The sequence below is a fragment of the Catenulispora sp. EB89 genome (assembly GCF_041261445.1).
GTDB lineage: Bacteria > Actinomycetota > Actinomycetes > Streptomycetales > Catenulisporaceae > Catenulispora.
This window is the reverse complement of the sequence record NZ_JBGCCU010000014.1, coordinates 21,445-43,878: the sequence shown is the minus strand read 5'-3', so window position 1 is coordinate 43,878 and position 22,434 is coordinate 21,445. Positions and strand designations below refer to the sequence as shown.

The following is a 22,434-nucleotide window of genomic DNA, read 5'->3' as shown; positions in this document are numbered from 1 at the left end:
GACCTCGATGACTGGCCCTGATGACCAGCCCCGCGTCGATCCGCTACAGATGCTGCATGAGCGCGTGCCGCACCTCCGGTGTCCGTTCGGCCAAGGCGCGCGCGTCGGCTTCGGCTTCCTGGTCGCTGCCGGTGTACCGCTCGTGGTGCTGCGCCATGTGCTCCGCCCACGACCGGACGGTGAACGTCTCCTGATACCGGTCGGTCTGCTCCGGATCCCGGTACAGGCCCCACGTCGTGGCACCGGTCCGCCGGCGCGTCCGCTCCAGCCGTGCCATGGCCCGCCGGAACGCTTCTGCGTTCTCCTCGGGGACCAGGTATTCCACGGTCACCATGACCGGACCGTCGGTCGGCGCCGGCTCGAGCTCCAGGCGCGGCTCCGGCCAGGTGACGCCGGCGTCGGTGTCGAGCTGCCGGTCGCGCAGCGGCAGCAGGCGGACGGTCGCGGCGCCGGCCACCAGCAGCACGGCCGCCGACACCAGCGCCGCCGACAGACCGGCCCACTGCGCGACCTGTCCCCACACCAGCGCGCCGATCGCCATGCCGCCCTGGAACACCAGCAGATAGAAGGCGACCGCGCGGGCCCGCACCCAGGCCGGCAGGCCGAGTTGGAGCGCGGCGTTCAGCGTCGACAGGGCCCAGATCCACGCCGTGCCGGCGATCACCAGCGCGACGAAGGCGACCACCGCGTCGGCGACGTAGTCGACGGCCAGCAGCGCCGCGGCGAACAGCACGTTGGACAACGCCAGCGTCCAGTCGCCGCCGAGGTGCCCGGAGACCCGCGGCAGCGCCCAGGCTCCGCCGACGGCGCCGAACCCGACGGCGGCCAGCAGCAGGCCGTAGCCCGCCGAGCCCATGTGCAGGGTCTGGTGCGCGGTCAGCGGGATCAACGCCCACAAAGCGGCGGCGCCGGGGACGAACAGCGCGCTGCGCAGCAGGATCCTGCGAACGCGCGGGCTGTGGCTCACGTACCGGGTCCCGGCCCGCAGCGCGGCCACCGCCTGCTCCCGCTCCTGCCCCGGACGCGGCGCCGGCCGGGCCGGCCGCCAGCGCGCCAGCACCACCAGGATCCCGGCGAAGGAGACGGTGTTCAACGCGAACGTCCAGCCCACGCCGGCCGCGGCGACGAGCAGTCCGCCCAGCGCCGGGCCGACGGCGCGCGCCACGTTCTGGTTCACGGCGCCGAGCGCGGAGGCCGGCCGGAGCTGGTCGCGCGGGACCAGCGTGGGCTGCAGAGCCTGCCACGCCGGGCCGTTCAGCGCCCCGCCGCAGCCGAGCAGGAAGGTCAGCGCCAGCAGCGTCCAGGGTCCGAGGTGCCCGGCGAAGGCCAGCACGGTCAGCACCGCCGCCACCGCGGCCATCCCGCCCTGCACCCCGAGCAGCAGCCGCCGCCGGTCGACGAGGTCGGCCAGCACCCCGGCGGGCAGCGCCAGGATCAGCACCGGCAGCCCCGCGGCCACCTGGACCAGGGACAGCAGCGCCGCGCCCTTGGCGATCAGCAGCCACTGCGCGCCGACGGTCTGCATCCAGCTGCCGACGTTCGAGGCGAACTGCGCGAACCACAGCGCACGGAACACCGGCTGGCGCAGGGGCGACCAGGCGGACGGCGGGGCCGGGGTCCGGGCGGCGGCGGGGGTCGAGGTGTCGGAGGTCATCGGCGCGCCGTTTCGTCGGTGGGTGGCGTTTCAGGGTAGGCGGCGGTCGTGTCGGGCGTTTGGCCCCGGTCGGCCTCGGTGAGCCCGCCCCAGACCCCGAAGGCCTGGCCGGTCCGCACCGCGAACGCCGCGCACGACTCCAGCACCGGGCACCCCCGGCACACAGTGCGGGCCCGTTCCTCGCGGCGCCTGCGCGAATCCCCGCGCTCGTAGTGCGGGGAGAAGAACACTGATACGTCCATGCCGCGGCAGGCCGCCCGCGCCTGCCAGGCCCACTCGGTGAGCAACGGCTTGGCGGCGAGCGGCTTCACGCGGGCCTCTCGCCTCAGTCCCGGTCGGGCTCGGGAGCCGCCGCGACCGGGTGCCCGGCCGGGTGCTCAGCCAGGTGCTCAGCGGGGAAGCGGGTCCGGCTCGCCACCACTCAGACCTCCGGGTGCAGCGCGGAGCGCAGCGTCTGCACGGCCATGGTGATGGCCGCCTCGGCAGCGTGCGTGGAGCGCAGGGCGTTGAGCATCACGAAGTCGTGGATGATGCCCTCGAACCGCACCGCGGTCACCGGCACGCCGGCCGCGCGCAGCTTGCTCGCGTAGGCCTCGCCCTCGTCGCGCAGCACGTCGGCCTCGCCGGTGACGACCAGCGCCGGCGGCAGGTCCGCCAGCTGCTCCAGGCTCGCCCGCAGCGGGGAGGCGGTGATCTCCTTGCGCTGCTCCAGATCGGTCGTGTACTGGTCCCAGAACCACTGCATGCCGTCGCGCCGCAGGAAGTAGCCCTCGGCGAACTGGTGGTACGAAGGGGTGTCGAAGCTCGCGTCGGTCACCGGGTAGAAGAGCACCTGCTGCACCAGCGCGACGTCCCCGCGGTCCTTGGCCATCAGCGTCAGCGCCGCGGCCATGTTGCCGCCGACCGAGTCGCCGGCGACGGCCAGGCGCGTGGCGCCCAGGCCCTGGGCCGCACCGTTGGTGACGATCCACTGTGCGACGAGGTAGTTCTGCTCGATCGCGACCGGGTAGCGCTCCTCCGGCGACAGCGAGTACTCGGGGAACACCACCGCCGCGCCGGCCCCGACGGCCAGCTCGCGCACCAGGCGGTCGTGGGTGTGGGCGTTGCCGAACACCCAGCCCGCGCCGTGGATGTAGAGGATCACCGGCAGTTCCCCGGCGATGCCGGCGGGCCGCACGATCCGCGCCCGCACCGAGCCGGTCGGGCCGCCCGGGACCGTCACCCACTCCTCGTCCACCGCGGGCTTGGCGACCGCGCCGGACTGCACCTCGTCCACCGCCTTGCGGCCCTCGACCGGGCCGAGGTCGGCGAGGTAGGGCGGGTTCGCGGTGGCCTCGACGAAGGCCTGCGCCTCCGGCTCCAGGACGGGCTTCGGGCCCGTGGGGACGTTGTCGGACATGGTGTTCTCCTGTGATCGGCGTGCCACTGACATGCCGCCAGCCTGCCGACCACGGCGACTGCGCCGCATCAGTCGAACGACTGTGGCGTGGCTGAACGCGCGGCTGAACGGACTGAGTCACCGCGCCCGGACCAGGGCGTCTGCTTCGGGATACCAAAAGTGATATCACTTTGCTAGAGTTTTTCTTGGAGAACACCGGGACCCAGGGCTCGAGGAGACGTCTGCCATGTCCACCAACCCCGTCACGCCGCCGCCACCGCCACCGCCACCGACCACACCGGGATCGCCGGGGTCACCGATCCCTCCCGGCTCGCCCATCCCGCCGCTCCCGGCCCCGGCCGCCGCGACCCCGATCGCCGAGCACGCCGCCTGGGAAGTGCCCGGCTGGCTCCCGCTGATCGTGGCCGCCGCCGCGATCGTCGCCGCCATCGCGCTGCGCAGCGGCGGTCCGGCGCCGCACGTCGTGCTCATCGTCGTCGCCGCGGTGATGCTGCTCGGGCTGGTGCCGGTGGCGCCGGGGCGGGCGCGGGTGGTCGCGCTGTTCGGCCGCTACTCCGGGACGGTGCGGACCACCGGGCTGCGCTGGGTCGTCCCGCTGACCACGCGGCGGCAGGTCTCCACCCGGGTGCGGAACCACGAGACCGCGACCCTCAAGGTCAACGACGCCGACGGCAACCCGGTCGAGATCGCCGCGGTCGTGGTGTGGCAGGTGCGGGACACCGCGCAGGCCGTCTACGCGGTCGACGACTTCGTGCAGTTCGTCGCCATCCAGGCCGAGACCGCCGTCCGGCACACCGCCACCAGCTACCCCTACGACGCGCGCGGCGAGGGCCAGATCTCGCTGCGCGAGCACGCCGAGGAGATCACCTCGCAGATGTCGCGGGAGATCGCGGCGCGGGTCGCGCTGGCCGGGATCGAGGTCGTCGAGTCGCGCATCACGCGGCTGGCCTACGCCCCGGAGATCGCGCAGGTCATGCTGCGCCGGCAGCAGGCCGACGCGATCGTCGCCGCCCGGCAGCGGATGGTGCAGGGCGCCGTGGGCATGGTGCGCTCGGCCCTGACCGAGCTCGGCGAGGAGGGCATCGTCGAGCTCGACGAGGAGCGCAAGGCCGTGATGGTCAGCAACCTGCTCGTCGTGCTGTGCAGCGAACAGGCCACGCAGCCGGTGGTCAACACCGGCACGCTCTACCAGTAGGCGCGGGCGCGCGTATGGCCGACCGCAAGCAGATCCTGCTGCGCCTGGACCCGGCCGTCCACGACGCTCTGGCCCGCTGGGCCGGGGACGAGCTGCGCAGCACCACGGCACAGATCGAGTACGTGCTGCGCCAGGCCCTGGCCCAGGCCGGGCGGCTGCCGTCGAACGTGGGGAAGATGCCCCGCCGCGGGCGGCCGCCGAAGGACGAGGACGAGACGGCCGTGACGACTGGCACCACCGAGACGACCGAGTCGAACAACACCACCGACACCACCGAACCGAACGCACCGAACGCACCGAACGCACCCACCGAACCGCCCGACCCGACACCAGACCGTCAGCCCGAGGAGGGGCCATGACCGCCACCAAGGAAGACCCCGTCCTCGTCGTCGACAAACTCACCAAGAAGTTCGGCTCACGCACCGCCTACTCCGACGTCTCGTTCACCGTCGGCCGCGGCGAGGTCTTCGGCTTCCTCGGCCCCAACGGCGCCGGCAAGACCACCACCGTGCGCAGCCTCGGCACCCTGATCACCCCGACCTCCGGCCGCGCGACCGTCGCCGGCATCCCGCTGGAGGCCGCCAACGCCGTCGAGATCCGCGAGCGCATCGCGATCATGACCGAGGCCCCGGGCCTGTACGGCCGGCTGTCGGTCACCGAGAACCTCCAGTACTTCGTCGGGCTCTACCACCTGTCCGACGGCGAGCGGCGCATCAAGCGGGCGCTGGAGGCCGTCAACCTCACCGACCGCGCTCAGGACACCTGCAACAGCCTGTCCAAAGGCCTGCGCCAGCGCGTCGGCCTGGCCCGCACCCTGCTCAACGACCCCGAGATCCTGTTCCTGGACGAGCCCACCTCCGGCCTGGACCCGGTCGCCGCCCGCGGCGTCCACGACCTGATCAGCGGGCTTCGGGATCGCGGCGTCACCATCTTCTTCACCACGCACCGGCTGGCCGAGGCCGAGGCGCTGTGCGACCGCGTCGCCATCCTGAACACCACGCTGCGCAGCATCGGCAAGCCCTCCGAACTGCGCGAGCAGCTGTTCCACAAGGGCCTGATCGTCGCCACGGCCGCGCCGCTGGCCGATCCGGGCCAGGTCTTCGCGGGCCTGCCCGGCGTCGAGAGCTGGGACACCGACGCCGGGGCCGGTACGGCCGGCGCGGGCGCCTACCGTCTGGCGGTCAGCGACCCGGCGGTCGCGGCTCCGGAGGTCGTCAGGGCCCTGGTTCACGCGCAGGCCGACGTGCTGTCGGTGAGCGAGTCCCGACACTCGCTGGAGGACGTCTATCTGGAGCTGGTCAACGAGGACGTGGAGGCGACGCAGCGATGAGTGCCATCAGAGCGATCCAGGCGGTCCGATCCGGCCGCATCGACGCCACCCGCGTGCGAGCGGTGGTCCGCAAGGAAGTGACCGACTACCGCCGCAACCGCTTCGTGCTCGGGACGATGACGGTCCTGCCGATCGTCTTCCTGGCCAACCCGATCATCAACATCTTCACCGCGCCGACCGACGTCTCGCGCACCGCCCTGGACGCCCGCGTCGGCTCCACGATGCTGTTCCTGCTGCTGGTCCCGGTGATCCTGCCGGCCACGATCGCGGCGACGTCGATCGTCACCGAACGCGAGCAGGGCACCCTGGAGCCGGTGCTGACCACGCCGGTGCGCAGCGAGGAGCTGCTGATCGGCAAGGCTCTGGCCGCCCTCATCCCGGCGGTCAGCATCGCCTACGCGATGCTCGGCATCTTCCTGCTGATGGTGAAGCTCTTCGCGCACCAGCAGATCGCCGACGTCGCCCTGGAGGGCCCGCGGATCCTGGCGCAGGTGCTGTTCGTCCCGCTGCTGGCCGGCTGGGCGATCTGGGCCGGGCTCGCGGTGTCGGTGCGGGCCAACGACGTGCGGGTCGCGCAGCAGCTCGGGACGCTGGCCAGCCTGCCGCCGCTGGCGGTGACGGCGCTGATGGCGTTCAACGTCATCACGCCGACGTTCCGCGTGGCGCTGCTGTTCGCGGTCGGGCTGCTGGTGCTCGACATCGGGGCCTACCGGCTCATCGCGCCGATGTTCGACCGGGAGCGGCTGATCACGGCGCGGCGCTCGAAGTAGCGGTCGAAGTAGCGGTCGCTGCTTCCAGTGCGGCGTCAAGCAGCGCCTGCGCGGGCCCGGTCGGCGGACGTCGGCCGGGCACGACCGCGCACAGGTCGCGGTGGATCGCGGGTGTGATCGGGACCGTGCGAATCCGCTGCCGCGCCGCCTCGCCGATCGCCCCCGGCGGCAGGATCGCGACTCCGGCACCGTGCCCGACGAACTCCACGAGGTACTGAAGGTTCACCACCTCGGCGACGACCCGCCGAGCCAGCCCCGACGCCGCGCACATCGCCGAGATCTGGCTCTCCATCCCGGAATCCAGCCGATAGGCGACGAAGTCCCGGTCGCGCAGCACCGGATCGTCCAGCCGGATCTCGGCGACGCGCGCCAGCGGATCCCCGGCCGGGACGGCCAGCACGAGCCGATCCCGCCCGAGCGGAACCCGGGTCAGCCGCGAATCGACTGGCCCGTCGACGAACGCGATGTCCAGCTCGGCCTCGGCGACCGCGCGGGCCAGCGCGCCGGCCGCGTCATGCATGAACCGCACGGTCACCGCCGGATGCCGACGCCGGAATTCGGTGATCGCGGCCGGGAGGTCGACCGCGCCAAAGGTCTGGATCGCGCCGACGTGCAGCCGACCGTGCAGCACGCCGCGGACCCCGGCGACGGCGTCGCGGCCGTCCTGCGCGGCGGCCAGCGCGCGCCGAGCCGCCGGCAGCAGGGCCTGTCCGGCCGCGGTCAGCGTCACCTGCCGGTTGTTGCGGACGAACAGGGCGTCGCCGAGCTCGTGCTCCAGGGCGGCGATGGCGGCGCTGAGTCCCGACTGCCCGACGTGCACGCGCGCCGCAGCCCTGGTGAAGTGCCGCTCCTCGGCCACCGCCACGAACTGTTCCAGCTGCCTGAGCTCCATGTATCGATCGTAGCCATGCACATGAGCGGAAACATCTGTTGGACCGATGGTGCGACGCGGCATGACGCTGGACGTATGGCGAACCACGCAGACGACAACCCCGGCCTCTACCCGCCGGTCCTGATCCGCGCCGACGAGGCCGAGCACCTGCCCTCGATCGGCCACTTCCTGCTCGCCGACGCCGACTCCACGCGCGGCGCGCTGAGCACCCACCGCGTCGCGCTGGCCACCGGCGCCGACAGCGCGGTCCCGCACTACCACAGCGGCTCCTCCGAGCTCTTCTACATCCTCGACGGCCGCCTCGACGTCCTGGTAGGGAGTTCGGTGCAGACCGCGGACGCCGGCGACCTGCTGGTCGTCCCGCCGGGCCTGAACCACGCCTTCGGCGCGCACGCCGGCTCGACCGCCGAGGCGCTGATCGTGATCACGCCGGGGGTGCAGCGCTTCGACTACTTCCACCTCGTCGTGCGGACGCGGGCCGGGTTGGAGGCGCCGGAGACGCTGCGCGCTTCGCAGGAGCGGTTCGACACGTACTTCGTCGAGAGCGAGGTGTGGCAGGAGGCTCGGCATACCTCTATCGAGTGAAAACACCGCAGCCCGGACGGTGCCGAACCGCAGCAGATCTCCCGGCTTGGCAGCATCATCAAGATCGTTTGCTCGCCGCCGAGAAAGGCCGCCATGACCAGCACTTCTCCCACCAAGAGCGGCCGGAACCGGGTCCCGGCCGCGATCGCCGCGCTGGCCCTACTCACGGCGGCCTACGCCTACGTCATCGTCGGCTTCGTGCACTCCGGCGGCGCGCGCCGGGAGACCTTCGCCCCGGTCGGCGGCGCCGGTGCCGACGGCGGCCTGACCCTGCAGGCGACGATGCTGACGGTCGACCCGGTCATGAACTCCTACAAGATGCGGCTGAACTTCACCCCGACCGGCTCCTGGGCCGGCCCCGAGCACAACGAGCTGGCCAAGCCACTGTCCGTACTCGTCGACGACGTCGGCGGCGCGAAGAAGCAGCAGTACACCGCGGGCCAGGTGATCCCGACGTCCGACGCCACCCTGGACGCCGTCGGCGAGACCGACACCTACCCGGTCGACCGCCACTCCTTCACCCTGGACCTGCACGTCCGCGATCAGAACGGCGCCCCGGTCCCGGTACGGACGGACTGGGTCTCCTCCTCCGACGACTGGGCCCTGACCCCGGCCGTCTCCCCCGACGCGGCACCCGGCGACGTGATCCTGGACGTCAACGCGCGCCGCTCCAGCTCGGTACTGATCATGGCTTTCGGCCTGATGACCGTGCTGGGCCTGCTGGTGGTGGTGAACGTCGCGATGGTCGTGCGCGCGATCCGGCTGCGAAAGGTGGAGTTCACGACGCTGGCGGCACTGGCCGCGACACTGTTCGCGATCCCCGGCATCCGCAACGGCATGCCCAACACACCGCCGGTCGGGACGCTGGCCGACTTCCTGGTGTTCTTCTGGGCGTTGATGATCATCGGGCTGTGCCTGGTGGCCGCGGCACTGTCCTGGCTGCGCAACTCGGTGCGGGAGCCGAAGACGGGGTGAGGAGGCGCGACCGTCGGCGCCCGCCGCGCGAGGAGGGGCCGCCGCCGTGGCCCGCCGCGCGAGGAGGCGCGACCGCCGTGGCCCGCTCCGGCCCCGACTGCGAGCCCCACAAGTCACCAGGCTAGTGTTGCCGCGATATCGACCTGCGAAAGGCATCAAGCATGGCGTCCCAGAAGCCCAAGGCTCAGCAGAGCGTCGACGTGAGCATCGTCAGCAACAAGGAGATCATGCTGATCGTCCTGGCGATGATCGTGCTCGCCGGCACCGCGGCGTGCATCGCGCTACTGGGCTGAGCCGCGGGATCCCGGGGCCGAAGCCGCCCGCGCGTCAGTCCGGCAACCGCTCCGGCACCGCCTGATGCACCTGCTTGAAGATCACCGACGTCCGGAACCCGGTGACCTCACGCCGCTTGGCGATCCGGTCGGTCAGGAACACATGCAGCCGATCCAGGTCGGGCACACCGACGTGCAGCACGAAGTCGTCCCCGCCGGACAGCACGAACGTACTGAGCACCTCCGGCAACCCCGAGGCGAAGTCGGAGAAGGCGTCGATCACGCTCCGACTCAGCGGCCTGATCTGCACCGCGACCAGCGCCTGCACCCCCCGGTTGAGGGCCGCGGTGTCGATCTCGGCGTGGTAGCCGCGGATCACGCCCCGGCGCGTCAGGGATCTGACGCGCTCCAGGCAGGTCGAGGGCGCGACACCGAGCGTACGGGCCAGTTCGCGATTCGACCGGCGGGCATCGGCTTGCAGGAGGCGGACGATCTCCGCGTCGAGGTGATCCATTCTCCGATCCTGGCACTCGGGCACCCTGGCCGGCTCAGCGGTCCGCAGCGGCACCGAGCCGGGAGCGCACCAATTCTTCCGCGACCACCGCGAGCGTCACACCCCGCGTATCAGCACTCTGCAGCAGCTCGGCGACGGTGTCCTCGATACCGCGAACCCGTTGCTGCGCCTCGTCTTCGGAGCGCTTGTCCAACTCCACGGTGATCGCGTGGATCACGCCTCCGGCGCTCGCGATGTAGTCCGGGACCCAGGCGATGCCGCGTTTGTGCAGCGCGTCAACGACATCCGGAACGGCGAGCTGGTTGTTGGCCGGTCCCACGATCGCCCGACACCGCAGGTCGGGGACGATCTCCCCGGTGAGCACGCCGCCGAGCGCGGCCGGGACGAGGATGTCGACGTCCGCGGTCAGCGCCTGGTGCGGATCGCCGTGCCATTGTGCGCCGAGGCCATCTGCGAGGTCTTTCTTGCTCGCGTCGATGTCGCTGAGCACGAGATCGGCACCGGCTTCGGAAAGCAGGGCCGTGATACGTGCGCCGACGCTGCCGAGCCCGACAACCGCCACGCGCAGGCCGCTCAAATCGTCCAGCTCACGCGACGAACCGTTGCCACCGCCACCGCCACCGCCACCGTTCAACCGCACCGCGACCGCCCGCAACGCCGCGACGCTCCCCTCCGCCGTGGCCAGCGAGGAACCCCCACTGCCACCGTACTCAGCCGGCTTACAGAACACGTGGCCGGTCCGCTCCCCGATCACCACCATGTCCTGCGGCGACGTACCGACGTCAGGCGCGGTCGCATACCGTCCGCCGAGCGATTCGACGGCGTCGCCGACATCGTGCAGGATCCCGCGCTTGCGCTCGGGCGTGAGCTCGTACCCCTCCGGCATCGCCACCACCGTCTTGCCACCGCCCCGCGCCAACCCCGCCGCCGCGAACTTGGCCGTCATCGCCGCCGACAACCGCAGCGCATCCTCCAACCCGTCCTGCCACCGCGAATACCGCCAGATCCGACACCCCCCGGCCGACGGCCCGAGCACCGAGGAGTGCATCGCAATGACCACCGGCAGCCCGGAACGCACGCCGGTCCGGATGAGAACCGCCTCGTGATCAGGCCACTGCGGGAACCCAGGCATGGAAGGAACCGCCTCTCGGACGAATGACCGCTTCGGTGATCCCACCATCGGGCATCCGACGGCCCGAGCGGGCCCGAGCCGATCGAATGGCCGGAATGCGCGCGCGACTCCGCGCGGAAACGAACGTGGTTCGGCACAGCGGGGCCGCGGCCGGTCAAATGTCCAGCTGTCGTATCGGCAGAGCGGTCGAACGACCAGAGCCATGAATCAGTCAGCCAAGTGCCGAGACAGTCAGGGGCCCGGTGCCGGATGGCGTCTTCGTGCTGGGGGCCGTGCCGCCCTCAACCGAGACCAGCGCACGTCGGGTCCTCCGGAACGATCCGGAGGACCCGACGTGTTATGACTCGACAGACAAGCCGGCTCGCTTTGAGCAAATCACGAATAGCCAGTCAGCCAGGATCAGCGAAGACGCGGCCAATCAGTAGGTAATTTCTTCGCCTTGAGAGTTCCATACCCTCGGCCACTCCCCCCGCTTGGCGCTGGGCTCCAGAATCACCACCTTCCCGGCCCGGTAATAAAAGGCGCCCTCCGTCCTTCCATCCCAGTCCGGCCATTCGATCGTGATCTTGTCGCCAGGCTCAAGCACCAGCTCATTCGCCGCCGGCTCGAACTGGATCGTCAGCGGCTCACCGCTGTCGGCGACGATATCGAACCTGATCATTTGTTTCCCCAGCTATCGATGTACCAATTCAACAGATCAGCCCGCTGCTGGGCACTCGGGTTCGGGTTTCCGCGAGCATCGGATGCATCCGAAACCTTACTGAAGTAGTCAGCGAAGACCTTGATCTCTTCGGGCGTATAGCCCGAGCCGCGAACCGCGTCCAACTGGTCTTGGGTCATCAATGCGAGACTGCCGTCTTGGTTGTCCCACAATCTGAATCCGCCCTCGCCCGCGTTTGCACCCCCGACGCCTCTGCCCAGATTGCCGAGCGTTGTACCGTGACTTGCTGCGACCGTAATCGCCGCATCCCTCTCGGCGACAGTCGCCTGCGCGACGGTCGGTGCCGGCACACCATCGGGGCAGTTGTGCACCAGCAGCGGCGTGTCCCCCGCGACCACATAGTACGTGTGCAGACCGTCGACGGTCAGGTTGTACGTGCGCTCGGTCTGGACGAAGTTGCGGACTGCTGTGACGATGGCAAGGCCGCCGTCAGGGGTTTGGAGCTTGTCTCCGACCATGAGGTGGTCGGCAGGCGTCCACGCGTGATTCGAAATGTCGTAGAAGATGTGGTGCGAGGTTCCGGTTACAGATCCGGCTTTCGATCCCGATTCGATCGTGAGAGTGGTGTAGTCACGGTCTGTATCGGTAACGTGGATCGCAGTGACCACATGATGCTCGGTCACCTTCTGGCCCGGCTGCGTGTTCGCTATATCGTCGCCGATCCGGACATCTTGGATGGGTTTGACTCGCCCGTCGGCCATGAGCACTTCTGTGCCGCCGACGAAGCTGTCGCAGCCAGACATGGCGTCAGAAGCCATGCCGTCAAAGAGATCGCCGGCTTTGGCAAATGCACCGGCAGTGACCGCGCCGGCCAGGGTACTGATCACCAGGCTCGTTCTATCCGAGCAATTAGTGGCGCACTGCCCTGCGAACGCACTTGCTGCACCAACCGCCACCGTACAGGTCACCCCTGCGGAGGCTGGGCAGAGCGCGACGCCAACGACTGCCACGAGCATCGCCGCGCCGGGCCCCTTGGCTGCGTCCCAGAAATCCTTCCATGTCGGACCGCCGTAGATGTCATGCCGAAGGTACTCTGCCAAACCTCGATAAGCATCGGTCCCGGGAACGTACCAGGTGGTGGGATACAGGCTCTTCGCAAGGTTTATGTGTTTCTGGATGTCCGCTTTCTGCTTGGCCGTCAGCTTGGCGGCCACGTTCATGGCATCCGTGCTGTTCTTGTTCGACGCCGGGGGCGGTGGCGCGCACGATCCATCGTCGGCTTGGGAACCGGGGCAGTTGGTCTTGGGCTGCGGGTCGTTGGTCTTGGTCGCAGCAGGGTTGCTGGTGTCGGTCCAGTGGCCAAGGCCGGTGGGGTCGGTGACGTCTGTGGGGTCGTCGCCGCCGTAGACGTAGCCGCCGATGTCCTGCGGGCTGGTGGCTTGGAACAGAGGGTCGATGGAGATGAAGCGTCCGGTTGCGGGGTCGTACTTGCGGGCTCCCATATCGACGAGACCGGTGCTGCCGTCGGTGGTTTTGCCGAGGAAGGTGTGGTCGTCGAGGAACGTGCCGAAGGTGTTGGGTTGGCTGGTGCCGCGGGGGGTGTTGAAGGGTGTGTAGGCGCGGCGGGCGGTGACGGCCTGGTCGGCGGTAGTGGGTGAGGCGTCGATGGTGGTGGACGCGGTGCCCTGCGGGTTCCCGGCCTCGTAGGACAAGTGCGGTGTGGCACCGCCGGATTCCACGACGGTGGGGGCACCGGAGTAGGCGAAATAGCGATCGCCGGTAACGGTGTTGTGTGCCAGGTCCAGGTGCAGCTCGGTGGTACCGAGGTAGAGGGTTGCGGTGCTGGCGTCGCGGCGAATCAGCTGGTTGCCGTCGGCATCGTAGAGGTATGCGGCTGCGGCACCGGAGCCGTCGGTGTCACCGGACAGCCGGTTTTCGGCGTCCCAGGACAGGTTCTGGGTGGGTTGGCCGGCGACGGCACGCACTGTCGTGTTGCCTGCGGCGTCATATTGGTACTGATCGGCCGTGTTCCCGGCGCTGTGGGTGACCTTGTTCAGGACGTGGGGCTGGTTGGTGCCGGGGGCGTTGTAGCTGTAGTTGCTGGTGTTGGTCACCGCACCGGTGGTGTTGTAGTCGGTTTCCTGGGTGCGGTTGCCGGTGTAGGCGTCGTAGCCGAACACCTGCGCGTAGGGCTCGGGGCCGCCGATCTGCCAAGTGGCGGTGGCGCCGGCGGTGGGTGCGACGTTGGCGCAGGAGCCGAGACCGCCGGTGGTGGGGGCGGTGGTGGTGTTGGCTTGTCCGGAGCCGCCGGGAGCGCCGCCGGGGTAGCTGACGGAGCCGAAGTTGGTGCCGTTCAGCGGCGTGGTGGTGGTTTGGGTTTGGCCGTTGACCACCGTGATCAGCGAGGTGTTCACGGCGCCGGTGTCGGACCAGGCCGCGTCCAGGCGTCCGGCGTAGTCGTAGTGGTAGCACTCAGCATCCGTCGACACGTTCGCGGTGGCGATCCCGGTGGTGCTGTTGTAGGAGGCTGCCTTGCCTTGGATGTCGACTGCGGCGGTGATGTGGCCGGCGGGGTCGTAGGTGTAGGTGGTGGTGTCGATCGGTGCGGTCCAGGCCAGCTGGGAGACCGTGGAGTTGGTGACGCGGCGGGTGGGCTGGTCGTAGATGGTGTCCTGGACGACCTGGTTGGGGTAGTCGCCCATGACCCGGCGCTCCGGCTCGCCGAACTGGCTGTAGGCGGAGTCGATGAGCAGGTCGGCGTAGGAGTCGGTGGTACCGACCAGCAGACCGTGCACGTCATAGCCATTGCCGATCGTGTCCGGCTGCAGGTCCCCGCCGGTGGGGAGATTCGTGCTGGTCAGCTGGCCAAGTGCCGTGTAGTGGTTGGTGGTGGTGTAGGTCCCGGCCAGGGCACCGTTGCCGTCAGCGTTGGGGATCTTCACGCTGCTGCTCAGCGGGTTGCCGGAAGCGTCGAAACCACTGACCGACTCGGTGTACTTCTGGCCGCTGGAGCTGTACCGGATGGAGCCGGCGGCCCGGCCGAGGTTGCCCAGCATGTCGGAGCCCGGGTTCGCCAGGGACTGTGCGGCGGTCAGGGCCGGGACGTTGTCGAAGGACCAGGACGCCTGCTCGGTTCCGCTGGTGGATGTCCCGGCGTATTCGGCGGTGCGTCGGTTCTGCAGGTCGTAGGTGTAGAACAACGACTTCTGCACCGGGGTGCCGATGGCGGTGGTGACGGTTTGCAGGTTGCCGTTGACGTCGTAGCCGTAGCTGGAGTTCCCGGCATCGGGGTCACCGGCCTGGGTCTTCTGGCTGAGCATGTTGTAGCCGAACGTCCACTTGTTGACGTCGCCGGTCTTGTCCGCGCGCTGATCGACCTCGGTCAGGTTTCCCAGCAGGTCGTAGGTATAGGTGAGAGCGTCGGCGTCGGCAGCGTCGACGGTGCCGAAGGCCACACCCGAGTGGTAGGTGTACAGCGCGGTGGTCTTGCCGCGGCTGTTGGTGAAGGTGGAGGTACGCGACCCCCCGGCCGGAGGTGTCACATCGGTGCGATCGGCACCGGGGTAGTCGGTGTGGGTGCGCCACAACTCGGCCCCGGAGGCGACCGCGATGGAGTTGATGGTGCGGCCCAGTCCGTCGTATTGGGTCTGGGTTTGGCTGGGTATCGCGGACTGGCTGGCCGGGATCCACATCGACCCGGACGGGCTGGTGGTGGAGTCGTAGTAGGGCCCTGAGACCGCTTCGACGCGTCCGGCACTGTCGTACGTGGTGTCGGTGACGACCCGGCCGTGGTCATCCGACGGCGGCGTCGCCTGAGTTTGGCGGGTGCGACCCAGGGAGTCCAGCAACGTGGTCGACACCCCGTAGGTGCCGTCCTCCAGCAGGTTGTCGGTTTCGACCATGGAGGGCGGGACCGTGGCCGGGATCGTGGTGGTGGTCACCCCGGGGGCGATGCCGTTGACGGTGTAGGAGAACCGGCTGTTCGGCAGCGGGTTGCTACTACCGCCAGGGGTATAGGGCCGGCCGGGCAGCCACACCGCCGAGGTGCGGCCCAAGGCGTCATAGCTGACGTTGGTGACACGGCCGTTGGCGTCCGTGACCGACAGCGGCAGTGCACGGGTCGGGTCGAAGTGAGTCTTGGTGACCCATCCAGCACCACCAGCGAGCGGCGCGGGGGCCGTCACCGTCAGATCCGTCGGCAACACACCAGTGGCCGGGGTATAGGTGGTGGTGGTCTGCGAGCCGGCGGCGTCGGATGTGGCGACAGCGCGGCCGTAGCCGTCGAAGGCGGCGGTGGAGCGCATCTGCCACGTAGGCGGGGACGCATGGTCGATCTGGGCCTCGGTACGCGTCACGTCGCCATGCAACACAGTGGTCGGCCAGGTAGTGCCGTTGTCGTAGTAGTCACGGGTTGCCAACAACACCGCACCGGTGGCCTGCGCCGCCGGCGGCTCACCGGAATACACCGGAGAGGTGAACGCGCACGGAGCCGCCGTGGTCACGGTCTGGTTGGTATAGCCGATCATCCACGGCTTGGACGGATCCGCAGGGGCATACCCGGTGTTGGTGCACACCTCGGCGCTGCCGTCGGCGACGTTGGCCGGCAGGGTGTCGGTGGCGATGACGGCGCCGCCGAGTGACTGCTCGTGCCAGTACCGGTCTTCGGTGACCTGGTTGCCGCCGGTGGACATTGGCATGGAGGTGATGCTGCGGGCCGTACCCAGTTGGAAGGAGCGCAGCGTCGGCAGGGGGCTGATGCGGGTGTGCTGCGCGATCGCGGTGGACATCCACGGCACGGTGGCGACGGTGGAATACACCTTGTTGGCAACAGTGTCGACGGTCTGGCTTTCGAAGACTGTGCCGGCCAGGGCGTTGTCGTCGCGGGTGGCCACCCCCGACAAGTCATCGGTGAAGTTGAATGGGGTGCAGTCCTTCACCACCGTCAACGTCCCGGAGGTACAGGACCCCGCCGCGGCCGCAGCCTTATCCGGGTCCTGATCCATACCCCGCAGATACGTGGTGATGGATTGGGTCTGCGGATGCCCGGGGGCATCGGTGGAGGAGCCGGTGGTCGTGGTTACCACCGCGAAGCCGCGGTACTGGTCGTAGGTGCGGGAGTTGGGATCGGTCAGCAACTCCGAGTCGTTGGAGTGCCACGCCGCACCGGCACCGTTGGAGGCCGCAGTGTTGTAGATGCTGGAGGTGCTACTGCCATAGGTGTAGGTGGCGGTGGTCACCGGCGCCGGAACATTCGCAGCGTGGGTGTTGTCTTGGGTGCTGATTCCGGTCACCACGTACTTCTGGAACCAGTCCGTGAACGGGCCGCTGGTCCCTGGCGCGGTCCAGTATTCGGGGTAACACAACTGGGTGTTGTGCCAGTCCGGTGTCACCGTGGGCGGTGCGGTACAACCCAGCGGAGCGTAGTTGCTTTTGCCGGTATTGGGGTTCACCGTCGGGTCGTCGTAGGTGACCGACGTGGTGGCGCCGAGTTCGTCGAAGACCTCGGCGATACGTTCACGCTGGTAGGCGGGCAGGTTCGGCGGCACGTTCGCACCCGTCACGCCGGGCACCCGCTGGGCCAGGACCTGCGGGATGAACTGCACATCCGGCAGCACCTGCTGGTTGGCCGCACCGGTCTCCGCCGGGCACACCCCGTTGCTGCCGACAGCCGAGGCGGCACAGCGGCGGATCGCGGCCAGCCACATCGGGGAGTTCGCGGTGTCCAAGGTGTGGAACTGGTTGAACAGGTCCCAGTGGTCCACCGGCTGCAGGGTGCCGTTGACCGCCACCTGCGTGACGATCGAGGCCAGACGCCGGGAGGACCAGAACGACGGCGACTGGATCTGACACTGATTATTGGCGGTCCCCGTGGACGGGCAGTTCAAGTCGACCGGTGTGTCCACCATGCTGGCGGACGCCACCGTATCGAACGATGCGCCGCCACAACCAGGCGCGCCCTTGCCGTAAGTGGAGGCGTAGGCGTCATCAGTGTTCGGGTCCACACAGCGGGTGGCGGTAGTGAACGACACGCTCGCGGCCGGGGTGGGGGTGGCGCCGTTTTGCAGATCCCCCAGCTGGAAGCCGTAGTCGATCTCGCTGAGCACCCCGCCACGCACATACCAGTTCGGAGACTTGGCGGTGCCGAAGCCGTAGTAGTTGGTCTCATCCAGGTAGCTGTACCGGGTCACATTGGTGTGCGCGTCGATGACGTAGTCGACGTTCCACCGCCACGCCTGCATACAGTTCGAGCCGGCCGGCTGCGGGTTCGTCACCTTCGTCGGGTCCTGACACCCAGACGCGGCCGTGTCGTTGAACACCGGCTCGATCCACGCCGACCCGTCGACCAGGCCACTGCTGCCTGGGACGGTGGAGCCGGGGGCGGCGGTGACGGCACTGGAATCGGGCAGGATTTCGGCACCGAAAAACGCCACCGAACCATCGGGGCTGCGCACCCGGTAGAACTCGCCACCGCGGGTGCCGTTGTTCAACTGCCCATACAGCACATCAACCCGGGTGCCGTCATCGGTCGGCAACACAAACGAGGTGTTGCTGGAGTTGGTGGGCACCAACTGCCCGCCATGCGCACCAAACGACATCGTCAACGACGGCAGCAGATTACCGCTCTTGTCCCGGGCAAAACAGTTGTCGGAGGAGGTGGGGTACGCCGTCGGCATCGCCTTGGCACACGGGGTGTAGGTCCGCTCGATGTAGCCGGGGCTGTAGTCCCAGCCATCGCCGATCCACGACGGCTGGGAGTTTTCGACAGCGGTCTTGCCATCGACACTGCCGGAGTCATACGACAGCGCCACACTCGGCGCCCCACCACCCAACGCCGGCGGCATCGTGATCGGATACGAATAGGTGAACGACCCCGAGTCGCCACCCTCACCCCAGCCGTTCGACGCCGACAACGACGTGGCGCTGTACGACCCGGTCGAACCAGCCGGCGCTGACGTCGCGGCCAACACCATCGCCTGCGGCTTCGGCGTCGAGGCAGATGTAGATGCTGTGGAATGCGAAGAGACAGCAGCAGCGCCCGGCAGCGTCACCGTGGCGGTCAGCTTCTTCCCAGCGCCGTCGTTGACGAACTTCACCGGGGTCTGCGTACGACACGCAGCCACCTTCGGCGTCGACAGGGCACACGACGGCAAAGCCACCAGCTGAAGCCGGTCCGGCAAGTCACCACCAAAAGCCCGCGCGAACGTCGAATAATCCAGGCCCACAGCCACCGACGCCGGACCGGTCTGACCATCAGAGCGGGCCACCGAAACCACCACACCGTCGACACCCGCCGCAGTCGCCGCCGCGTGGTCGGCAACGTTGACCGTCACCTTCGCCGGAGCCGCCACCGCAGCAGCATCAGCGCCGAGACCTGCGGCCGAGGCTGCGCTACGCGCGGCCTGCGAGGCTGGGGCCCCGACAAGGACTGGAGTGCCAGACGCCTGAACCAGGCCAGACGCCGTCGAGTTCGAGTCCTGAGTCGTCTTCGTCGACGTGCGCGCGGCAACCGCGACATCAGCAGTAGCCGCAGCAGGGAACTGACTCGCCGCCAAATCCAACGCCTTCGGCCGCGCCGGCGCCTTGATCGGCGACGGCTTCCACGCCGCACCCGCCACCGTCGAATCCAGCGTCCGGGCCTTGCCGTTGTACTTCACCAACGACGACTTCGACTTCGGCGGGGCCGGCGTGGCCCCGTTCGACGGCGACGACAGCACACCCACACCCAGCGCGGCGATCGCCACCACCGCCACAACCCGCTCGCGCCGTCGGCGCCGGGCCCTGTCAAACCTCATGAAACGACTGGTGCCAGCCACCCAATCCCCCAAAGATCGCGCACGGCGGCAAACCGTGCCGCTTCATGATCCGGTACAGACTCAGCGGACTCTAATCACGAAACTGAGGTTCGACCATTGATTTGAAACAGGTCGCGGGAGATTTGAAAAGATCGGTTCGCGACACCCGGCACCGGATGTCATTGTTCGTCTATACGTTCGACGGTCGGCAGTATTCGATCAACGAAATCGATCATCGGTGGGGTCGGGCGCGCCCACGCGGGGCTGACCGACTGGAACAAGGACGGAACCGTCGATGTCCTCGCTCGCACCCCGGCGAACGGCGCGCTACTGGCCTACAACAACAACGGCACCCCGGGGACGACCACCAACGTAGCTCAATCGGCCAGATACTTGTGCACCAACATCACCGCCATCGACCCCTCCCCCACCGCAGCCGCGACCCGGCGCCCGGACCACGCGCGCACGTCGCCCGCGGCGAAGACGCCGGGGACCGTGGTCTCCAGGTGGTACGGGGCGCGCGGGAGCGGCCAGGCGGGGTGCGGGGCGCCGAGGGCTGCGATGTCGTTGCCGGTGACCAGGCAGCCGGTGTCGTCGCGGAGGAAGCGCGGGCCCAGCCAGGCGGTGTCGGGGGCGGCGCCGATGAAGGCGAAGAGCCAGGTCGCGGGGACGGTTTCGGTGGCGTCGGTGCGGGTGTCGCGCAGCGTCAGGTGCTCCAGGTGGCTGTCGCCGGCCGCTCCGGCCACCTCGGTGTGGGTGCGGACCTCGATCGAGGCGATGGCGGCGATCTGCTTGATCAGGTACGTCGACATCTCCTGCTCCAGCGACTCGCCGCGGACCAGCAGGACCACCTTGTGCGCGCAGTCGGAGAAGTAGATGGCGGCCTGCCCCGCCGAGTTGGCGCCGCCGACGATGTAGACCTCGGCGCCGGTGCACAGCGGCGCCTCGGTGAGCGCGGAGAAGTAGTAGACGCCGCGGCCGACGAAGTCGGAGACGCCGGGGGCGTGCAGGGTGCGGGTGTTGGCGCCGGTGGCGAGGATGACCGCGCGGGCGGTGACGCTACCGCCGTCGGAGAAGCCGAGGGTGAAGCCGTCGCCGGACTCTGACGCGGCCAGGGTGCTCGCGTGGCGTGTCAGGACGAGTTCGGCCCCGAACTTCTCCGCCTGCCGTCGGGCCCGGTCGGCGAGGTCGGCGCCGGAGATGCCGTCGGGGAACCCGAGGTAGTTCTCGATCCGTGAAGTGAGTCCGGACTGTCCGCCGATCGCCCAGCGCTCGACCAGCACGGTGCGCAGCCCTTCGGAGGCCCCGTACACGGCCGCCGCCATGCCGGCCGGGCCGCCGCCGACGACCACCAGGTCGTACGCCCCGCCGCCGGGGTCGGTGTGCAGCCCCAGCCACTCGGCGACCTGCTCGAGCCCGCGCGCCCGCAGCATCCGGCCGGCCCCGTCGACCAGCACCGGGGTGTCCGCGGCGGTCAGGCCGTGCTCGGCCAGCAGCCGGCCGCCGCGCGGGTCGCCGGGCCGCAGCCAGGTGTGGGCGACCTCGCTGCGGGTCAGAAAGGTCCGCACCACCGAACATTCGGGCGACCACTGGTCGCCGACGAGGGTCACGGCCGGCCGCGCCTCGTCCTCCTGCCCAGACATGTCACCGACAGTAGAACGGGTCGGCGCGGTACGCATGATGTACGCCGGGGCGATTCAAGCAGGAGTACGAGCACCAGCACGAGCACGAGCACGTTGGCGGATGCCTCCGCCCCGCGCGAGCACGCACCCTGATAAGCGGAGCCGCCCGGACCTGTTCCCGGAGCGCCGAGCAGGAAGGTGCCGTGCTGTCATGGTCGATGCCCGACAAGAGACCGCGCCGGCGAGCGTCGCCTTTCCCGGCGACGCCGCCTACGCCGAAGCCACGCAGGTCTACAACCTGGCCGGCCCCGCGCATCCGGCCGCCGCGCTCACCGCCACCGGCGTCGCCGAGGTGCAGGCCGCGGTCGGCTACGCGGCCGCGCGCGGGCAGGCCGTCCGCGTCCACACCACCGGCCACTCCGCCGCCGCGGCCCCGCCGATGGACGGCGCGCTGTTGATCCGGCCGCTGCTGGCCGGCGGCGTCGAGATCGACGTCGAGCGCCGCCTGGCGCACATCCCGGCCGGCACCTCCTGGAACGCCGTCGTCCACGCCGCCGCGCCGCACGGCCTCGCCGCCCCGCACGGCACCTCCGGCACCGTCGGCGCCGTCGGCTACCTGCTGCACGGCGGCGTCAGCCTCTACGGCCGCAAGCTCGGCATGGCCGCCAACCACGTCCGCGCGATCGAGCTCGTCACCGCCGACGGACGACTGCGGCGGACCAGCCTGGACGAGGACCCCGAGTTGTTCCGGGCGCTGCGCGGCGGCGGGGGCGGCCTCGGCGTCGTGACCTCCGTCGAACTCGCGCTGTTCCCGGTCACCGGCCTGGTCGCCGGGGCCGCCTTCTGGTCGGGGACGCACGCCGAGGCCGTGGTCCACGCCTGGTACGACTGGACCCTGCACGCCCCGGACGAGGTGTCCACCTCGCTGCGGATCATGAACCTCCCGGACCTGCCGGAGATCCCGCCGATGCTCAAGGGCGGGCCGGTGGTGTGCATCGCCGGCGTCGCGCTGGGAGCGGACGCCGACTCGGCGCGGGCCCACGCGCTCGGCCTGCTCGATCCGCTGCGCGCGATCGGCGGGGCGGTGCTCGACACCTGGCAGGACGGCGGCCCCGAAGTGGTGCCGGAAGTGCATATGGACCCCGAGGAGCCCGGCGCGTTCATCGGCGACCACTTCCTGCTCGCCGAACCGGGCCGCGACGGCATGGCCGCCTTCCTGCGCCTGACCGGCGAAGGCTCCGGCTCGCCGCTGATCGTGGCCGAGCTGCGGCAGCTCGGCGGCCGGTTCGCGGTCCCGGATCCGTCCGGCGGCGTGCTGAACCACCTGGACCCGAGCCTGGCTTACATGGGAGCCGGGGTGCCGGCGCTGCGCGGCACCCCGGCGGGGATCATCGAACACTGCGACAAGGTCCGCGCCGCCCTGGAGCCCTGGGACACCCGACGGACCGCGCCGGGCTTCGTCAAGGGCCTGGACCGGCCGCGCGGCCACCTGACCGAGGACGACCTGCGCGCCGTGGAGCGGGTGCGGGCGCGCGTGGACCCCGACGGCCTGTTCCGGGGCGACGCGATGCCGGAGACCGTGCTCGGGAAGCGGTCGTGACCGCCGTCGGCTGGAGACGGAGCGCGTCGTGCACTCCTCC

General features: G+C 69.7%; 17 protein-coding genes. 8 read left to right on the top strand and 9 right to left on the bottom strand.

Annotation, left to right across the window (positions count from 1 at the left end; translation table 11 throughout):
• Positions 1 to 43 precede the first annotated feature (43 nt).
• The 3 genes from ABH920_RS27365 to ABH920_RS27355 all read right to left on the bottom strand — a co-directional run bounded on the left by ABH920_RS27365 (position 44) and on the right by ABH920_RS27355 (position 3,053).
• On the bottom strand, positions 44 to 1,654 hold the full coding sequence (locus ABH920_RS27365; RefSeq protein ID WP_370352011.1) for an MFS transporter: 1,611 nt from the start codon (positions 1,652 to 1,654) through the stop codon (positions 44 to 46).
• Complete coding sequence (locus ABH920_RS27360) at positions 1,651 to 1,965, bottom strand: WhiB family transcriptional regulator (protein ID WP_370352009.1); 315 nt, start codon at positions 1,963 to 1,965, stop codon at positions 1,651 to 1,653. Before ABH920_RS27360 ends, ABH920_RS27365 begins: the two co-directional genes overlap by 4 nt.
• A 110-nt stretch (positions 1,966 to 2,075) precedes the next feature.
• Positions 2,076 to 3,053: an alpha/beta hydrolase gene (locus ABH920_RS27355; RefSeq protein WP_370352008.1), complete on the bottom strand. Its 978-nt coding sequence runs from the start codon at positions 3,051 to 3,053 to the stop codon at positions 2,076 to 2,078.
• 226 nt (positions 3,054 to 3,279) lie between these two features.
• Between ABH920_RS27355 and ABH920_RS27350 the strand changes: the two genes are divergently transcribed.
• Genes ABH920_RS27350 through ABH920_RS27335 form a run of 4 tightly spaced genes read left to right on the top strand, consistent with a single transcriptional unit; the run spans position 3,280 to position 6,348 of the window.
• Positions 3,280 to 4,248: an SPFH domain-containing protein gene (locus tag ABH920_RS27350; protein WP_370352006.1), complete on the top strand. Its 969-nt coding sequence runs from the start codon at positions 3,280 to 3,282 to the stop codon at positions 4,246 to 4,248.
• Positions 4,249 to 4,262: 14 nt separating this feature from the next.
• Positions 4,263 to 4,607 carry a hypothetical protein gene (locus tag ABH920_RS27345; protein ID WP_370352005.1) on the top strand — a complete coding sequence of 115 codons (345 nt, stop codon included), beginning with the start codon at positions 4,263 to 4,265 and terminating at the stop codon, positions 4,605 to 4,607.
• Positions 4,604 to 5,578, top strand: coding sequence for an ABC transporter ATP-binding protein (locus ABH920_RS27340; RefSeq protein WP_370352004.1), 975 nt, complete (start codon positions 4,604 to 4,606; stop codon positions 5,576 to 5,578). The genes ABH920_RS27345 and ABH920_RS27340 overlap by 4 nt, the downstream gene beginning before the upstream one ends.
• Positions 5,575 to 6,348, top strand: coding sequence for an ABC transporter permease subunit (locus ABH920_RS27335; RefSeq protein ID WP_370352002.1), 774 nt, complete (start codon positions 5,575 to 5,577; stop codon positions 6,346 to 6,348). Before ABH920_RS27340 ends, ABH920_RS27335 begins: the two co-directional genes overlap by 4 nt.
• On the opposite strand, the gene ABH920_RS27330 is transcribed toward ABH920_RS27335, so the two are convergent.
• Positions 6,326 to 7,240: a LysR family transcriptional regulator gene (locus ABH920_RS27330; protein ID WP_370352001.1), complete on the bottom strand. Its 915-nt coding sequence runs from the start codon at positions 7,238 to 7,240 to the stop codon at positions 6,326 to 6,328. The genes ABH920_RS27335 and ABH920_RS27330 overlap by 23 nt on opposite strands.
• Before the next feature lie 75 nt (positions 7,241 to 7,315).
• Here ABH920_RS27330 and ABH920_RS27325 point away from each other — a divergent pair, with 75 nt between their 5' ends.
• The 3 genes from ABH920_RS27325 (at position 7,316) to ABH920_RS27315 (ending at position 9,093) form a co-directional block, all read left to right on the top strand.
• Positions 7,316 to 7,825 (top strand): cupin domain-containing protein, encoded by a 510-nt coding sequence (locus ABH920_RS27325; protein WP_370352000.1) that lies wholly within the window; start codon positions 7,316 to 7,318, stop codon positions 7,823 to 7,825.
• 93 nt (positions 7,826 to 7,918) lie between these two features.
• Positions 7,919 to 8,800, top strand: a complete 882-nt coding sequence (locus tag ABH920_RS27320) for a DUF4436 family protein (protein WP_370351999.1) — start codon at positions 7,919 to 7,921, stop codon at positions 8,798 to 8,800.
• A 161-nt stretch (positions 8,801 to 8,961) separates the two neighbouring features.
• Positions 8,962 to 9,093, top strand: coding sequence for a hypothetical protein (locus tag ABH920_RS27315; protein ID WP_370351998.1), 132 nt, complete (start codon positions 8,962 to 8,964; stop codon positions 9,091 to 9,093).
• A gap of 34 nt (positions 9,094 to 9,127) precedes the next feature.
• On the opposite strand, the gene ABH920_RS27310 is transcribed toward ABH920_RS27315, so the two are convergent.
• From ABH920_RS27310 to ABH920_RS27290, 5 genes are all read right to left on the bottom strand, one after another.
• A complete protein-coding gene (locus ABH920_RS27310) occupies positions 9,128 to 9,586 on the bottom strand; it encodes an Lrp/AsnC family transcriptional regulator (protein WP_370351997.1) in 459 nt (152 codons plus the stop codon).
• A gap of 34 nt (positions 9,587 to 9,620) precedes the next feature.
• The gene (locus ABH920_RS27305) at positions 9,621 to 10,634 is read right to left on the bottom strand and encodes a Glu/Leu/Phe/Val dehydrogenase dimerization domain-containing protein (protein WP_370352216.1); all 1,014 of its coding nucleotides are present in this window, start codon (positions 10,632 to 10,634) and stop codon (positions 9,621 to 9,623) included.
• Positions 10,635 to 11,136: 502 nt separating this feature from the next.
• Positions 11,137 to 11,379, bottom strand: a complete 243-nt coding sequence (locus ABH920_RS27300) for a hypothetical protein (protein ID WP_370351996.1) — start codon at positions 11,377 to 11,379, stop codon at positions 11,137 to 11,139.
• Positions 11,376 to 19,172, bottom strand: a complete 7,797-nt coding sequence (locus ABH920_RS27295) for an RHS repeat-associated core domain-containing protein (protein WP_370351995.1) — start codon at positions 19,170 to 19,172, stop codon at positions 11,376 to 11,378. The genes ABH920_RS27300 and ABH920_RS27295 overlap by 4 nt, the downstream gene beginning before the upstream one ends.
• Positions 19,173 to 19,549: 377 nt before the next feature.
• Positions 19,550 to 20,815: an NAD(P)/FAD-dependent oxidoreductase gene (locus ABH920_RS27290; RefSeq protein ID WP_370351994.1), complete on the bottom strand. Its 1,266-nt coding sequence runs from the start codon at positions 20,813 to 20,815 to the stop codon at positions 19,550 to 19,552.
• A gap of 190 nt (positions 20,816 to 21,005) precedes the next feature.
• Here ABH920_RS27290 and ABH920_RS27285 point away from each other — a divergent pair, with 190 nt between their 5' ends.
• Positions 21,006 to 22,394 (top strand): FAD-binding oxidoreductase, encoded by a 1,389-nt coding sequence (locus ABH920_RS27285; protein ID WP_370351993.1) that lies wholly within the window; start codon positions 21,006 to 21,008, stop codon positions 22,392 to 22,394.
• The last annotated feature ends 40 nt before the right edge of the window (positions 22,395 to 22,434 follow it).

Excerpts from the sequence above, each read along its gene's own strand:
- ABH920_RS27355 (WP_370352008.1), bottom strand. The coding sequence starts at position 3,053 with ATGTCCGACAACGTCCCCACGGGCCCGAAGCCCGTCCTGGAGCCGGAG.
- ABH920_RS27315 (WP_370351998.1), top strand. The coding sequence starts at position 8,962 with ATGGCGTCCCAGAAGCCCAAGGCTCAGCAGAGCGTCGACGTGAGCATC.
- ABH920_RS27310 (WP_370351997.1), bottom strand. The coding sequence starts at position 9,586 with ATGGATCACCTCGACGCGGAGATCGTCCGCCTCCTGCAAGCCGATGCC.
- ABH920_RS27320 (WP_370351999.1), top strand. The coding sequence starts at position 7,919 with ATGACCAGCACTTCTCCCACCAAGAGCGGCCGGAACCGGGTCCCGGCC.
- ABH920_RS27290 (WP_370351994.1), bottom strand. The coding sequence starts at position 20,815 with ATGTCTGGGCAGGAGGACGAGGCGCGGCCGGCCGTGACCCTCGTCGGC.
- ABH920_RS27285 (WP_370351993.1), top strand. The coding sequence starts at position 21,006 with ATGGTCGATGCCCGACAAGAGACCGCGCCGGCGAGCGTCGCCTTTCCC.
- ABH920_RS27365 (WP_370352011.1), bottom strand. The coding sequence starts at position 1,654 with ATGACCTCCGACACCTCGACCCCCGCCGCCGCCCGGACCCCGGCCCCG.
- ABH920_RS27300 (WP_370351996.1), bottom strand. The coding sequence starts at position 11,379 with ATGATCAGGTTCGATATCGTCGCCGACAGCGGTGAGCCGCTGACGATC.
- ABH920_RS27325 (WP_370352000.1), top strand. The coding sequence starts at position 7,316 with ATGGCGAACCACGCAGACGACAACCCCGGCCTCTACCCGCCGGTCCTG.
- ABH920_RS27345 (WP_370352005.1), top strand. The coding sequence starts at position 4,263 with ATGGCCGACCGCAAGCAGATCCTGCTGCGCCTGGACCCGGCCGTCCAC.
- ABH920_RS27335 (WP_370352002.1), top strand. The coding sequence starts at position 5,575 with ATGAGTGCCATCAGAGCGATCCAGGCGGTCCGATCCGGCCGCATCGAC.
- ABH920_RS27305 (WP_370352216.1), bottom strand. The coding sequence starts at position 10,634 with ATGCACTCCTCGGTGCTCGGGCCGTCGGCCGGGGGGTGTCGGATCTGG.
- ABH920_RS27295 (WP_370351995.1), bottom strand. The coding sequence starts at position 19,172 with ATGAGGTTTGACAGGGCCCGGCGCCGACGGCGCGAGCGGGTTGTGGCG.
- ABH920_RS27350 (WP_370352006.1), top strand. The coding sequence starts at position 3,280 with ATGTCCACCAACCCCGTCACGCCGCCGCCACCGCCACCGCCACCGACC.
- ABH920_RS27330 (WP_370352001.1), bottom strand. The coding sequence starts at position 7,240 with ATGGAGCTCAGGCAGCTGGAACAGTTCGTGGCGGTGGCCGAGGAGCGG.
- ABH920_RS27340 (WP_370352004.1), top strand. The coding sequence starts at position 4,604 with ATGACCGCCACCAAGGAAGACCCCGTCCTCGTCGTCGACAAACTCACC.